The sequence below is a fragment of the Lelliottia amnigena genome, from assembly GCF_019047465.1.
Taxonomy (GTDB): domain Bacteria; phylum Pseudomonadota; class Gammaproteobacteria; order Enterobacterales; family Enterobacteriaceae; genus Enterobacter; species Enterobacter amnigenus.
In genome coordinates, this window is record NZ_CP077236.1 from 2,901,810 (window position 1) to 2,915,173 (window position 13,364).

General features: G+C 54.3%; 10 protein-coding genes. 7 read left to right on the forward strand and 3 right to left on the reverse strand.

All coding sequences use genetic code 11. From position 1 onward, the window contains the following. The first annotated feature begins 22 nt into the window (after positions 1–22). From I6L74_RS13555 to I6L74_RS13580, 6 genes are all read left to right on the forward strand, one after another. Positions 23–2,209: a TonB-dependent receptor gene (locus I6L74_RS13555; RefSeq protein ID WP_059177981.1), complete on the forward strand. Its 2,187-nt coding sequence runs from the start codon at positions 23–25 to the stop codon at positions 2,207–2,209. Between the two features lie 119 nt (positions 2,210–2,328). Next, the gene (gene pheP / locus I6L74_RS13560; RefSeq protein ID WP_059177982.1) at positions 2,329–3,717 is read left to right on the forward strand and encodes a phenylalanine transporter; all 1,389 of its coding nucleotides are present in this window, start codon (positions 2,329–2,331) and stop codon (positions 3,715–3,717) included. A gap of 380 nt (positions 3,718–4,097) precedes the next feature. Further along, positions 4,098–5,336 (forward strand): MFS transporter, encoded by a 1,239-nt coding sequence (locus I6L74_RS13565; RefSeq protein WP_059177983.1) that lies wholly within the window; start codon positions 4,098–4,100, stop codon positions 5,334–5,336. Positions 5,337–5,351: 15 nt separating this feature from the next. Continuing rightward, positions 5,352–6,377, forward strand: a complete 1,026-nt coding sequence (locus tag I6L74_RS13570; RefSeq protein WP_059177984.1) for a sugar phosphate isomerase/epimerase family protein — start codon at positions 5,352–5,354, stop codon at positions 6,375–6,377. Continuing rightward, positions 6,370–7,512: a Gfo/Idh/MocA family protein gene (locus I6L74_RS13575; RefSeq protein ID WP_059177985.1), complete on the forward strand. Its 1,143-nt coding sequence runs from the start codon at positions 6,370–6,372 to the stop codon at positions 7,510–7,512. Before I6L74_RS13570 ends, I6L74_RS13575 begins: the two co-directional genes overlap by 8 nt. Positions 7,513–7,587: 75 nt before the next feature. Then, positions 7,588–8,565 carry a LacI family DNA-binding transcriptional regulator gene (locus I6L74_RS13580; protein WP_059177986.1) on the forward strand — a complete coding sequence of 326 codons (978 nt, stop codon included), beginning with the start codon at positions 7,588–7,590 and terminating at the stop codon, positions 8,563–8,565. A 3-nt stretch (positions 8,566–8,568) separates the two neighbouring features. On the opposite strand, the gene I6L74_RS13585 is transcribed toward I6L74_RS13580, so the two are convergent. Continuing rightward, positions 8,569–9,813, reverse strand: coding sequence for a mechanosensitive ion channel family protein (locus I6L74_RS13585; RefSeq protein WP_059177987.1), 1,245 nt, complete (start codon positions 9,811–9,813; stop codon positions 8,569–8,571). A gap of 77 nt (positions 9,814–9,890) precedes the next feature. Beyond that, positions 9,891–11,318: an MFS transporter gene (locus tag I6L74_RS13590; protein WP_059177988.1), complete on the reverse strand. Its 1,428-nt coding sequence runs from the start codon at positions 11,316–11,318 to the stop codon at positions 9,891–9,893. Positions 11,319–11,426: 108 nt separating this feature from the next. On the opposite strand from I6L74_RS13590, the gene I6L74_RS13595 reads away from it, so the two are divergent. Continuing rightward, complete coding sequence (locus tag I6L74_RS13595) at positions 11,427–12,299, forward strand: helix-turn-helix transcriptional regulator (protein ID WP_059177989.1); 873 nt, start codon at positions 11,427–11,429, stop codon at positions 12,297–12,299. Positions 12,300–12,335: 36 nt separating this feature from the next. Here I6L74_RS13595 and I6L74_RS13600 read toward each other — a convergent pair whose 3' ends face one another. Further along, a complete protein-coding gene (locus I6L74_RS13600; protein WP_059177990.1) occupies positions 12,336–12,944 on the reverse strand; it encodes a helix-turn-helix domain-containing protein in 609 nt (202 codons plus the stop codon). Positions 12,945–13,364 lie beyond the last annotated feature (420 nt).

The following is a 13,364-nucleotide window of genomic DNA, read 5'->3' on the forward strand; positions in this document are numbered from 1 at the left end:
CGCGTACTTGAACGAGTTAATTATGAACAACACCACCATGAATAAAACGCTGCTGGCACTCGCTATCGGCACGGTTATGCACTCCGCGTCTGCGGCGGAAACCCCAAAAGAAGACACTCTCGTGGTCCAGGCTGTCCCGGCGAGCGATTTTAAACCGGGCGGCGATCAGCTGGTGCCGGCATTCCTTGACGGGCAGGTTGCAAACGGCGGACGCATGGGGATGCTGGGTCAGCAAAGCGCCATGGATGTACCGTTTAACATTATCAGCTACACCTCAAAACTGGTTGACGATCAGCAGGCGAAAACCATCGCTGATGTGGTTGCGAACGATGCGGGCGTGCAGTCCGTGCAGGGCTACGGCAATAGCGCGGAGAGTTTCCGCATTCGTGGCCTGAAATTCGACGGCGACGACATGACCTTTGGCGGTCTGTCCGGCGTTCTGCCTCGTCAGGTGGTTGACGCACAAATGGTTGACCGCATTGAAATTTTTAAAGGGGCTAACGCCCTGATGAACGGTGCGGCAAGCTCCGGCGTCGGCGGGATGATCAACCTCGAGCCAAAACATGCGGGCGACGTGCCGCAGGCGAAAATCGGCGTGGATTACACCTCTGATTCGCAGATAGGCACGACGTTGGACGCGGGCCGTCGCTTTGGCGACAGCGACCAGTTTGGCGCGCGCGTAAACCTGGTTCATCGCGAGGGCGAAGCGCCCGTGGCGAACGATCGCCGCCGCACCACGCTGCTCTCGACCGGCCTGGATTACAAAGGCGACAACTTCCGCACGTCCGTTGATATGGGTTACCAGAAGAAAACCTTCCACGGCAGCGAAACGGGCGTCAACATTTCCGCGGTTGATTTCGTGCCAACGCCTCCGAAAAACGATCGCAACTATTCCCAGAAATGGGCTTACAGCAATATCGAAAATGAATTCGGGATGTGGCGTAGCGAATACGACATTACCGACAATTGGACGGCTTACACTGGCCTTGGCGCGCAGCACGCGCACGAAGAGGGGTTGTACAGCGGCGCGAAGCTTGTCGATAAAAGTGGCAAAGCCACGGCAACGCGTCTGGATACCAACCGCATCAGCGACGGCGTGAGTGGTATGGCGGGTCTTCGCGGTAACTTCGATACCGGTTTTGTCTCGCACAAAGTCAACGTCGGTTATTCGGCGCAGACCAAAAATGAAAAGATCGCGTGGAAGATGTCAAAAGCAGCGGATAACCCGATCACCAACATCTACCACAATACTGGCGTCGACAAACCAGACAGCACCAACTTTGGCGGCAGCGGCGGGAATTACAGTGACCCGCTGACCAGCGGACGCACACGTTCTCAGGGCTGGCTGCTGAGCGACACGCTCGGCGTACTGGACGACAAACTGCTGTTCACCGTGGGAGCTCGTCATCAGAAAGTGGTGATTCGCGGCTATAACAAAGTGACGGGCGCAGAAAACCAGGCGGATAGCTTTGACGGCAGCCGCTGGATGCCGACCTACGGCGTCGTCTATAAGCCGTGGAATGCGTTGTCGCTCTACGCTAACCACACCGAAGCGCTGCAGCCGGGTAAAACCGCACCAGAAGGCGCTACTAACTACGGTCAGAGTACCGGCATCGTGCATTCAAAACAGAACGAAGTGGGTGTGAAGGCCGACTTTGGTCGCGTAGGCGGCTCTCTGGCGCTGTTCGAAATCAAAATGCCCTCGGCAATTCTCGACAGCGTGACCAACCATTATGGTCTTGACGCCGAGCAGCGTAACCGTGGCGTGGAGCTGAATGTATTCGGCGAACCAATGTTAGGCATGCGTCTGAACGCCAGCGCCACCTGGCTGCAGGCGGAACTGACCAAAACCAACAACGGCCTTAACCAGGGCAACGATGCGGTTGGCGTGCCCAACTTTTATGCCGTGCTGGGTGCGGAATATGACATCAAACCAATTGACGGCCTGACCGCCACGGCGCGCGTGAACCACTCCGGTTCACAGTATGCGAATCTGACCAATACCAAAAAGTTAGACAGCTACACCACGCTGGATCTGGGGATGCGTTATCGCTTCGCGGTAAATCAAAACCAGAATCAGATGACCGTGCGTGCGGGCATCGACAACGTCACTGACGAAAACTACTGGTCGAGCGTTGACGACTCCGGCACCTACGTGTTCCAGGGCGAAGCGCGCACCTTTAAGGTTTCTGTCGGCTACGAGTTCTAAGTTTTACCCTCGTTATAAGGGGCACGGATGCCCCATCCATTCATCAACCCTATAACTTGCTCCTGCTGACATGAAGTGTTAAAAGGTGCCCCTTCTCTATAAATACACAGGGGTAGGACGTGAAAAACGCGTCATCCGCTTCAGGAAACGGTTTATCTGAAGCCTCGTCGGAACAGACACCGACGCTGCAACGTGGTTTGCAAAATCGACATATTCAATTAATTGCCCTCGGCGGCGCGATCGGTACCGGGCTGTTTCTCGGCATTGGGCCGGCGATTCAAATGGCCGGGCCTGCCGTTCTGTTGGGGTATGGCATCGCAGGCATTATTGCCTTTCTGATCATGCGCCAGCTGGGTGAAATGGTCGTTGAAGAGCCCGTATCCGGCTCGTTTGCGCACTTTGCGTATAAATACTGGGGGCCGTTCGCCGGTTTCCTGTCTGGCTGGAACTACTGGGTGATGTTTGTGCTGGTAGGCATGGCGGAACTCACCGCCGCTGGCATCTACATGCAGTACTGGCTGCCGGACGTCCCGACCTGGATTTGGGCCGCCGCCTTCTTCATTATCATCAACGCCGTCAACCTGGTAAACGTGCGCCTTTACGGTGAAACCGAGTTCTGGTTTGCGCTGATAAAAGTGCTGGCGATTATCGGGATGATCGGCTTTGGTCTGTGGCTGCTGTTCTCCGGTCATGGCGGCGAGCGTGCGAACATCGACAACCTGTGGAAACACGGCGGCTTCCTGGCGACCGGCTGGCACGGGCTTATCATGTCGCTGGCGGTCATTATGTTCTCATTCGGCGGGCTTGAGCTTATCGGGATTACGGCCGCTGAAGCGCGCGATCCGCAGAAAAGCATTCCGAAAGCGGTCAATCAGGTGGTGTACCGCATTCTGCTGTTTTACATCGGTTCGCTGGTTGTGCTGCTGGCGCTCTATCCGTGGGTCGAGGTGAAATCCGACAGCAGCCCGTTCGTGATGATCTTCCACGATATGAACAGCAACCTGGTGGCATCTGCGCTGAATTTTGTCATTCTGGTGGCCTCGCTGTCCGTTTATAACAGCGGCGTTTATTCCAACAGTCGCATGCTGTTTGGCCTGTCTGTTCAGGGTAACGCCCCGAAGTTTTTGACCCGCGTCAGCCGCCGTGGCGTACCGGTGAATTCGCTGCTGCTTTCCGGGGGGATCACATCGCTGGTGGTGCTGATCAACTATGTGCTGCCGAAAGAGGCTTTTGGCCTGCTGATGGCGCTGGTTGTCGCCACGCTGCTGCTGAATTGGATCATGATCTGCCTGGCGCACCTGCGCTTCCGCGCGGCGATGCGCCGCAAAGGGCGCGAGACGCAGTTCAAAGCGCTGCTCTATCCGGCGGGTAACTACATCTGTATCGCCTTCCTGGCGATGATCCTCGTGCTGATGTGCACCCTTGATGACATGCGGCTCTCGGCTTTCCTGCTGCCGGTATGGATTGTCTTCCTGTTTGTGGCGTTTAAATTGTCACGCAAAAAGTGATCCTCTTCCTCTCCAGAGCGAGGGGATTGGGATGAAGTCATCAGGCCGAACAAACTCAACATAAAAGGCAACGCAGGTTGCCTTTTATGTGTTTTCTCCCTCTCCCCGTATGAGAGGGCCGGGGTGAAGGCATCAGGCCGCACAAGCTCAACGTAAAAGGCAACGCAGGTTGCCTTTTTTAGTGTTTTCTCCCTCTCCCCGTGGGAGAGGGTCGGGGTGAGGGTATCAGGCCGCACAGAACCCCTCTTAATATCAAGACGTCTCTTTATCGTGACCCCTCTCCCAATTCTGTTTTGAACAGCGGGATCTTTATTTTGTAATCGATTACTTTTCATTTGAACTGTTTTGTAATCGATTACTTTTTCTGGGTGAGGCTCATCATGGTGTCAACAACTGAAAATAGTGGAAAGGCGATAGTCCAGCACCGAATGCTGGTTCCGCGTCTATCGTTAATGATGTTTTTACAATTTTTTATCTGGGGTAGCTGGTCCGTCACGCTGGGTCTGGTGATGACGCAGCACAACATGTCTTTGCTGATTGGCGACGCGTTTTCCGCCGGGCCAATCGCCTCGATTCTCTCGCCGTTTGTGCTCGGCATGCTGGTGGACCGTTTCTTCCCGTCGCAAAAAGTGATGGCGGTAATGCATCTGGCAGGTGCGGGGATCTTAATGTTCGTCCCTGGTGCGCTGATGGCTGAAAACGGCGCACTGCTGATCGGCCTGCTGTTTGGCTATACGCTCTGCTACATGCCAACGCTGGCGCTCACAAATAATATCGCCTTCCACAGCCTGAATAATGTCGATAAGACGTTCCCGGTGGTGCGCGTATTTGGCACCATCGGCTGGATTGTGGCGGGCGTGTTTATTGGCGTCACGGGCGTCTCTTCAAGCGTCACTATTTTCCAGGTTGCGGCAGTAAGTTCCGTGCTGCTGGCGCTCTACAGCCTGACGTTGCCGCACACGCCAGCGCCTGCCAAAGGCCTGCCTGTACAACTTCGCGATCTGTTCTGTGCGGACGCCTTCGCACTGCTCAAAACCCGTCACTTCTTTATTTTCTCCCTGTGCGCGATGCTGATTTCCGTTCCGCTGGGTACCTACTACGCCTACACCGCGTCATATCTGGCCGATGCCGGAATCGCGGATGTCAGCACCGCGATGTCCTTCGGTCAGATGTCTGAAATCGTCTTTATGCTGGTGATCCCACTGCTGTTCCGCCGTCTCGGCGTGAAATACATGCTGCTGATCGGCATGCTGGCGTGGTTTGTGCGCTACGCATTCTTTGCGCTGGGCGTTAGCGAAGAGGGGCGTTTCCTGCTGTATCTCGGCATTCTGCTGCACGGCGTGTGTTATGACTTCTTCTTTGTTGTCGGCTTCATCTACACCGACCGCGTGGCGGGCGAAAAGGTGAAAGGCCAGGCGCAGAGCATGATCGTGATGTTCACTTACGGTATCGGCATGCTGCTCGGGTCGCAGATTTCCGGCGCGTTGTATAACAGCCTGGTGGCGGGACAGACCGTACCGCAGGCGTGGGTCACATTCTGGTGGATCCCGGCGGTTGCGGCGGCGGTGATTGCCCTGATTTTCCTGGTCGCGTTCAAATATGACGATGACAAGGCGTAATGTTCTGGAGGTGATATGAAAACGATTAAGGGACCGGGCATTTTCCTGACGCAATTTATTGGAAATCAGGCCCCGTTCAACTCGCTCGACGGGCTGGCGGGGTGGGCGGCAGGTAAGGGCTACAAAGCGGTGCAAATTCCCTGTCACCATCCGCAGATTTTCGATCTGGAAAAGGCAGCCGAAAGTCAGACCTATTGTGACGAGATCGCGGGGAAGCTGGCTGAATACGGGCTGGCGATCAGCGAGCTGTCCACGCATCTGGAAGGGCAACTGATCGCGGTCAATCCCGCGTATAACGAGGCGTTTGATCACTTTGCACCGCCAGCGGTTCGTGGTAACGATGCGGCGCGCCAGGCGTGGGCGACAGAAAAACTTAAGCAAGCGGCAGCGGCGTCTGCGAAGCTTGGCCTCACGGCGCACGCCACGTTCTCAGGCTCGCTGGCCTGGCCGTTTGTTTACCCGTGGCCACCGCACAACGAGCAGCGTTTTCGCGAGGCGTTTGGCGAGCTGGCGAATCGCTGGCGACCGATTCTGGATTGCTTTGATGAGCACGGCGTGGATCTCTGTTTTGAGCTGCATCCCGGGGAAGATCTGCACGACGGCGTGACGTTTGAGCGCTTTCTCGCGCTGGTCGATAACCATCCGCGCTGCTCTATTCTCTACGATCCCAGCCACATGCTGTTACAGCAGATGGATTATCTGGCCTTTATCGACATCTACCATTCGCGCATCAAAGCGTTTCACGTTAAAGACGCGGAGTACCGCCCGAGCGGGCGCAGCGGTGTGTACGGCGGCTATCAGCCGTGGCTCAACCGCGCCGGACGCTTCCGCTCTCTCGGCGACGGGCAAATCGATTTTAAAGGCATCTTCAGCAAGCTCACCGAGTACGATTTTGACGGCTGGGCGGTGCTGGAGTGGGAATGCTGCATGAAGGACGGCGAGACGGGCGCGAGCGAAGGCAGTGAATTCATCCGTCGCCATATCATTCCGGTGTCGGGGCGGGCATTTGACGACTTTGCTGCAGGAGATTCTCATGATTAACGTCGGGATTATCGGCAGCGGTTTCATCGGCCCGGCGCATATTGAGGCGCTGCGACGACTCGGCTTTGTGCAGGTCGTCGCGCTGTGCGACGGCACGCTCGAGCAAGCGCAGGAAAAGGCGCAGGCGCTGAATATTCCTCACGCTTACGGGAATGTGGAAGAACTGCTGGCGCATCCGGATTTGCACGTCGTGCATAACTGCACGCCAAACCATCTGCATGCGCAAATCAATCGCCAGATTTTACGGGCGGGCAAACATGTGTTCTCTGAAAAACCGCTGTGCATGACGCCAGAAGAGGCGCGTGAACTGGTGGAACTGGCAGAGCGAGCGGGCGTGGTTCACGGCGTGAGCTTCGTCTACCGCCAGTTCGCGATGGTGCGCCAGGCGCAAAGCATGATGCGCGAGGGTAGCCTCGGACGGTTGTTTGCCTCGCACGGCAGCTATTTGCAGGACTGGATGCTGCTCGACACTGACTACAACTGGCGCGTTGATGCCGCGCTGGGTGGCGCGTCCCGTGCCGTCGCTGATATTGGCTCGCACTGGTGCGACACGGTGCAGTTTATCACCGGGCGACGGATCGTCGAGGTGATGGCCGATCTCTCTATCGTCTGGCCGACGCGCAAGGCAAATGTGGCGGGCAACTCAACGTTCACGCAGGAGGATTCTGCCGTTTTTGAGAACAAAGCGGTGACCACGGAAGATTTCGGCTCGGTGCTGTTTCGCTTCGACGATGGCAGCAAAGGCAGCTTTAGCGTTTCGCAAGTCAGCGCCGGGCGTAAAAATCGCCTGAGCTTTGAAATCAACGGCAGCGCAAAGTCAGTCGCGTGGGATCAGGAAGTGCCGCAGCAGCTGTGGATTGGCCATCGTTCGCAGGCCAACCAGACGCTGTCGGACGATCCGGGCCTGATGAATCGTGATGCCGCAGACAGCGCCCACTTCCCGGGCGGGCATATCGAAGGCTGGCCGGATGCGTTTAAGAACATGATGGCGCAGTTTTATCGTGCGGTGCAGACAGGCGTCATGCCAGTCAAACCGCTGTTTGCGACCTTTTATGATGGCGCAAACGTCATGTATATCATTGATGCAATAGTGAAAAGCCATCAGCAGCAGCGCTGGGTCAGCGTCCTGCCGTGACCTGTTGCCCGGTTCGCCGGGCAGCAAATTTATGTTAGCCTGAGTAAAACGCTAACCGCAGGATGTGCCGTCGTTATGTCAATTCAGAAAATCGCCCAGTTGGCCGGTGTTTCGGTCGCTACCGTTTCGCGCGTGCTAAATAACAGCGATAAGGTTAAAGCGAACAACCGCGAGCGCGTTTTGCAGGCGATTAAAGAGAGCAATTATCAGCCGAACTTGCTGGCGCGTCAGCTCCGCACATCCCGCAGCTATATGATTCTGGTGATGGTTTCTAACATCGCCAACCCGTTCTGTGCAGAAGTAGTAAAAGGCATCGAAGCCGAAGCCGAGAAAAAGGGTTACCGCATTCTGCTGTGCAATTCCGGTTCCAATATCGAACGCTCACGTTCTGGTTTGAGCCTACTGTCCGGTAAAATCGTTGACGGCATTATCACCATGGACGCGTTCTCAAAACTTCCGGAACTCTCGGCGCTGATTGGTAATGCACCGTGGGTGCAGTGCGCCGAATATGCCGATTCTGGTACCGTTTCCTGCGTGGGGATCAACGATGTGGACGCGTCGCAGCACGTTGTCAGTCAGCTGGCGGACAGCGGACGACGCCGCATTGCGCTGATCAACCATGATTTAAGCTACAAATATGCCCGTCTGCGCGAGCGCGGTTATAAAAGCGTGGTACATCTTCGCGATCTGGATTATCAGGTGGTGGAGTACGCCAGCGATCTCAGCTCCAGCGCGGGAATGGCGGCAATGAAAAAGCTGCTGGCGGACAATCCCCCGGATGCCGTGTTTGCAGTGTCGGACACGTTGGCAGCGGGGGCGATGCGCGCCATTGAACAGGCGGGATTACGCGTCCCTCAGGACATCGCCGTCGTGGGGTTTGATGGCACCGAACTGGCTGAAATGGTCTCTCCGCAGCTCAGCACCATCGAGCAGCCGTCACAGGATATCGGGCGCAAAGCGGTCGATCTGCTGCTGAACAAAATCGATAACCCGGATGCACCCACGGAGCGAGTGATGCTGGACTGGCGCTTTGTGGCACGCGCCAGCACCTGAGATTTATTTCGCGAAGGCGTCCGCCAGTGAACGGATATCATTCCCGGTGGGAGACTGATGTATTCTCAGGCCAAATTCTTCCACCACGGCATAAATATGGTCGAAAATATCCGCCTGAATGGTTTCATATTCCGCCCAGATCACCGTGTTGGTAAACGCGTATATTTCAATCGGTAAACCGTTCGCGTCCGGCGCTAACTGTCGAACCATCAGCGTCATATCTTTGCGAATGCGCGGGTGGTTGCGCAGATATTCATTCAGGTAAGCGCGGAACGTGCCGATATTGGTCATCTTGCGAAGATTTAATACCGACTCACCTTCGCCATTTTCCTGATTCCACAGATTAATTTCTTCGTGACGCGCGGCCATATAGGGCTTGAGTAGTTTTGCCTTAATCAGACTTTGTTGCTCGTCCTCATCCAAAAAATGAATGCTGGTGGTATCAATACTCAGGCTGCGTTTAATTCGCCGTCCACCCGATGCCGACATCCCGCTCCAGTTTTTAAACGAATCAGAGACCAGCGCCCAGGTGGGAATATTGCTGATGGTGTTATCCCAGTTGCGCACTTTGACGGTGGTCAGGCCGATATCCGTAACCGCGCCGTCAGCGCCGTATTTTGGCATTTCCAGCCAGTCTCCGGGTTTGAGCATATCGTTGGCAGAGAGCTGAATACCGGCAACAAGGCCAAGAATGGGGTCTTTAAAGACCAACATCAGCACGGCGGCCATAGCGCCTAAACCGCTGATCAGAATGGCCGGAGACTGACCAATTAACAGCGAAATGATCAGGATCCCTACCACAATGGCGCTGACCAGTTTGACGCCCTGGAATATGCCTTTGAGCGGAAGCTGAGAAGCCGTCGCCAATTTCTGCGAAAAATTGAATATTACATCCAGTAAAGAGAAGAACGACAGCAGGGCATAGACCATCACCCACAGCCTGGCACAGGTCATGGTTATTTCTGCTGCTTCACTGCCTTTCTGTAACCACAGCGCCGCCTGAATATTGACGATAATGCCCTGTAGAGTGAAGGCCAGACGATGAAATAACTTATTCTGCGTAATGATTTGCAGCCATAAATGGGTGCTGGCCTGCGCACGTTTTTCGAACAGGCGCAAAACCACCTTATGCAATATAAGGTGGACGATTACGGCAGTGAGTAAAATGATGCCAAAGATGAGCACCAGCGAAGTGGTGTGGTTAATTTCGATCCCAAGTTCTTCTACCTGAGCAATTAATTCCTGCATAACGTCTCCTGAATATATTCCTTTTTATCATGAAGGTTGCGCTTTTATTATGCAACCCGGAGACGTTATGCCGGATTTTACGATGCGGCGGGGAGGGGGCCCGCATTGAGTTGGTGGCGCAACCACAACGCAACTCCGCCCAGCGCCAGCATCATGAGCACTTCAATGCCGAGAAAACCGATCATCGCCTGCGGATAGTGCCCGCCGTTATGTCGCTCAAACATCAGGAACAACGTGCCGAGCACGGTGGGGCCAAGGCCCAGCGTTGCCTGCTGCAAGGTACTCAGAATGGCGCTTCCGGCTCCCGCATCACAGTTGCTGATGTCCCGCATCCCAATTCGGTAAAAGCTGTTCACGATCAGCGCCTGACCATAGCCAATCAGGGCGGTGGCCGGCGCCAGCGTTAGTGCGGTATTGGCCTGTCCGAAGCGCCAGAATGTCGCCATTAACAGCAGTAAACCTGCGATTTGTATCGTCAAACCCGTCAGTAAAATGCGTCCCATGCTGTGGCGGGCAATCAGTGTTGGCGCATACCAGGCTGAGACAAAATAGGCCACGCCCAGCGCGATAAAGCTATTGCCCGATTGCCATGGGGCCATGCCCAGACCGGACTGCATCGTGAGCGCCATGCAGAACATAAATCCCGACCAGGCGCTGAAAAACAGCAGGGCAATGAGCATTCCAAAACGGATGCTGGTCAGTTTGAGCAAACGCGGGGGCAGCAGAGGATGTTCGCCGCGCTGTTGTTTACGCAATGCGCTGGCGCGCATCCACAATCCAAGCGGGATCACCGCGATCAACGCCAGTTGCAGGAACCATGGCCAATGAAGTTCCGCTCCCAGCGCCATCGGGAAAAGCAGACAGCAGAGGATCGCTGCCAGCAGGCCGGTGCCTTGCCAGTCAATGCGCGATGGCGTTTCGCGGCGGGTTTCGGGGACGTAATGACGGCTCAAGGCCAGCACCACTAAGCAGATCGGCACGTTAATAAAAAAGGCGTTCCGCCAGCCCAGCCCGGCGATATCCGCAGACACCAGCCAGCCGCCGCCCATCTGCCCGACGATAAAGGCAATCCCACCGATACCGCCAAACAGGCTGATCGCTTTGGCGTGCGCCGTGCCTTTTAGCGTGACGTGAAGCGTCGCGAGGATTTGCGGAACGATCAGCGCTGCGCCCGCGCCCTGTAATACGCGTGCAGCCAGCAGTTGCTCGACGGTTCCCGCCATCCCGCACAGCAACGACGCCACGCCAAATGCGGCAACGCCGCACATAAACAGCCGACGACGGCCAAGGTTATCACCCAGTTTACTGCCCAGCGCCAGACAGACCGCAAATGCGACGCCGTACAGGGCGACAATCAGTTCAAGCTGCGTCGGGCTGGTGTGCAGCGACTGCGTGATGGAATCCAGCGCCACGTTGGTGATCGAGGTATCGATCAGCGGCAGCATCTGGCCCGTTAAAAGCAATATCAGGCCCGCGCGGCCCGGTGAAACAACAGACGTATTCATGGTAACTCCATTGCGTCATTCAGCAGATGGTCGTAGCATCAGGGAAATTAAAAACGGGTACCAGTTCTTGCTTATACTGGTACTGGCACTACTACGCAGGGGGGCGGTATGACGCTGATGACCGAACCGGTATCGTCGTTACAGGATGACAATCGCAAGCAGCTCGGCGCGTTTTTACGCGCGCGCCGTGAAAGTCTTGATCCGCAGCGTCTGGGTTTACCGCGCAGTGGACGGCGACGCACGCCGGGCCTGCGCCGTGAAGAAGTCGCGATGCTGGCCGATGTCGGCGTGACCTGGTACACCTGGCTTGAGCAGGGAAGGGACGTGAATCCCTCCAGCGTGGTTATGCTGGCGGTCGCGAAAGCGCTGCAATGCACCGCTACAGAGACGCGTCATCTGTTCGTTCTGGCAGGATTGCCGCCGGGAGAAGTGCCGCCGCAGGTACCGTGCGAAGGGATCAGCGAAGGCACGCGGCGTTTACTCGATACGTTAATGCCAAAACCTGCCAGTATTCAGAAACCCAATTTCGATATCGTGGCATGGAATGACAGTTTTGGTCATTTGATGGGGGTGGATTTCAACGAGATCCCCGCAGAGGATCGCAACTGTATCTACCTTTTCCTCACCCATCCTGCGTGGCGCAGTCGACTCGGCAAGCGTGCCGACGCGCTGTCGATTTTTGTCTCCTATTTCCGCGCGGCAATGGCAGAGCATCGCGGCGATCCCCAGTGGGAAGCGCAGCTGGCACGGTTTTTTGCGGTCTCAGAAGAGTTTGAAACGTTGTGGCATCAGGGCTATGACGTGCGAGGAGTAGAAAATCAGCTGAAGCTCTTTACCCATCCACAGCTCGGTGATTTTCATTTGCAGCAGATGTACTGGTATTCCGCACCACGTAACGGCTCGCGGCTGCTGGTCTATTTACCCGTCGATGATGAGGGTGAAAAGGTGCTGGCGTGGCTGGCGGAAAATCATCACTCATAAAAAACGCCCTTCTGATTTTGGCAGGGCATTTTTTTATTAATACGTCTTTGGAAGCTTATTGATTTTAATTAAAACCCCTCTTTCGATCTCGATATAATTACCGATTTTAAGATCGCTCAGGATTTTCATGACGCGGCTACGCGAGATATGGGTCTTTTCCTGAATATAGTCACAGGTATTGATCGTTTGGCGTAAGGTCTCTTTTTTAGCCATTAAGGTCATTAAACTCTGACGTATCAGTTCGTAAGTCGTAAGACCTGCTGATTTTTTATGCGCTGTAAGCAACTCTTTTACGCCATACATATAGCAATAAGCGGCTTCCTTCCAAAGGTTTTTACTGTCAAGCAAGGCGAGAATGTCACTTTTTTTTCTTATCTCATATTTAATCTCGCCGTGAATCTGGTAATACATTCCTTCATGCGTATTAAACAGATCGTTCATTCCAATGATCATTGGCGCTTCAGTGAATTTTAACAGCAATTGATCCGTACTTCTGTGAACAGCGACTGTCCCGACATGTAAAATAAACGTCATATCGTGTTCATAATTATCAAGCGATATAATTGTGCGTTCCTGTCCGTGGCGAATACAAGATGGATCAGAAATTTCATGAATCAGTGTTTTTATAATGCCTTCTGGTTTCATATCATTAGACTCTTAAAAAGACATCTCAGAATTATACCAGAGGTAGGTGTAAATTCTTGCAGCAGAAAATCGGCATTATACAGGCTGTGGTATTTGTGAATCACAGCATACACCACCCAAAGCCAAACTTTAAGCGTGAAAAGTTGATTATTCAATACATTATGGATAATAAATCTTTACGTAAAGCATGTAAGTGTAATGGTCGAAAATTAATTAAACGCTGAAGATTAAACATTCCGAAGACGGTCAGGAGCGTTGTCCAATAAAATCCCGTTATTTTCTAACTAAAAAAGTTATATCTGGAAATGCGAACGCGACAGCAACGATTAATTTAACCTCCCAGTAAGTTATTTTTCAAAATGAGCATGAGAATGGAGGGATTAAACATCCCACTATGCTGCCCGGAGTGATGATAAATAA

Coding starts and splice junctions, on each gene's coding strand:
- I6L74_RS13555 (WP_059177981.1), top strand. CDS start 23: ATGAACAACACCACCATGAATAAAACGCTGCTGGCACTCGCTATCGGC.
- I6L74_RS13565 (WP_059177983.1), top strand. CDS start 4,098: ATGGTGTCAACAACTGAAAATAGTGGAAAGGCGATAGTCCAGCACCGA.
- I6L74_RS13570 (WP_059177984.1), top strand. CDS start 5,352: ATGAAAACGATTAAGGGACCGGGCATTTTCCTGACGCAATTTATTGGA.
- I6L74_RS13575 (WP_059177985.1), top strand. CDS start 6,370: ATGATTAACGTCGGGATTATCGGCAGCGGTTTCATCGGCCCGGCGCAT.
- I6L74_RS13580 (WP_059177986.1), top strand. CDS start 7,588: ATGTCAATTCAGAAAATCGCCCAGTTGGCCGGTGTTTCGGTCGCTACC.
- I6L74_RS13585 (WP_059177987.1), bottom strand. CDS start 9,813: ATGCAGGAATTAATTGCTCAGGTAGAAGAACTTGGGATCGAAATTAAC.
- I6L74_RS13590 (WP_059177988.1), bottom strand. CDS start 11,318: ATGAATACGTCTGTTGTTTCACCGGGCCGCGCGGGCCTGATATTGCTT.
- I6L74_RS13595 (WP_059177989.1), top strand. CDS start 11,427: ATGACGCTGATGACCGAACCGGTATCGTCGTTACAGGATGACAATCGC.
- I6L74_RS13600 (WP_059177990.1), bottom strand. CDS start 12,944: ATGAAACCAGAAGGCATTATAAAAACACTGATTCATGAAATTTCTGAT.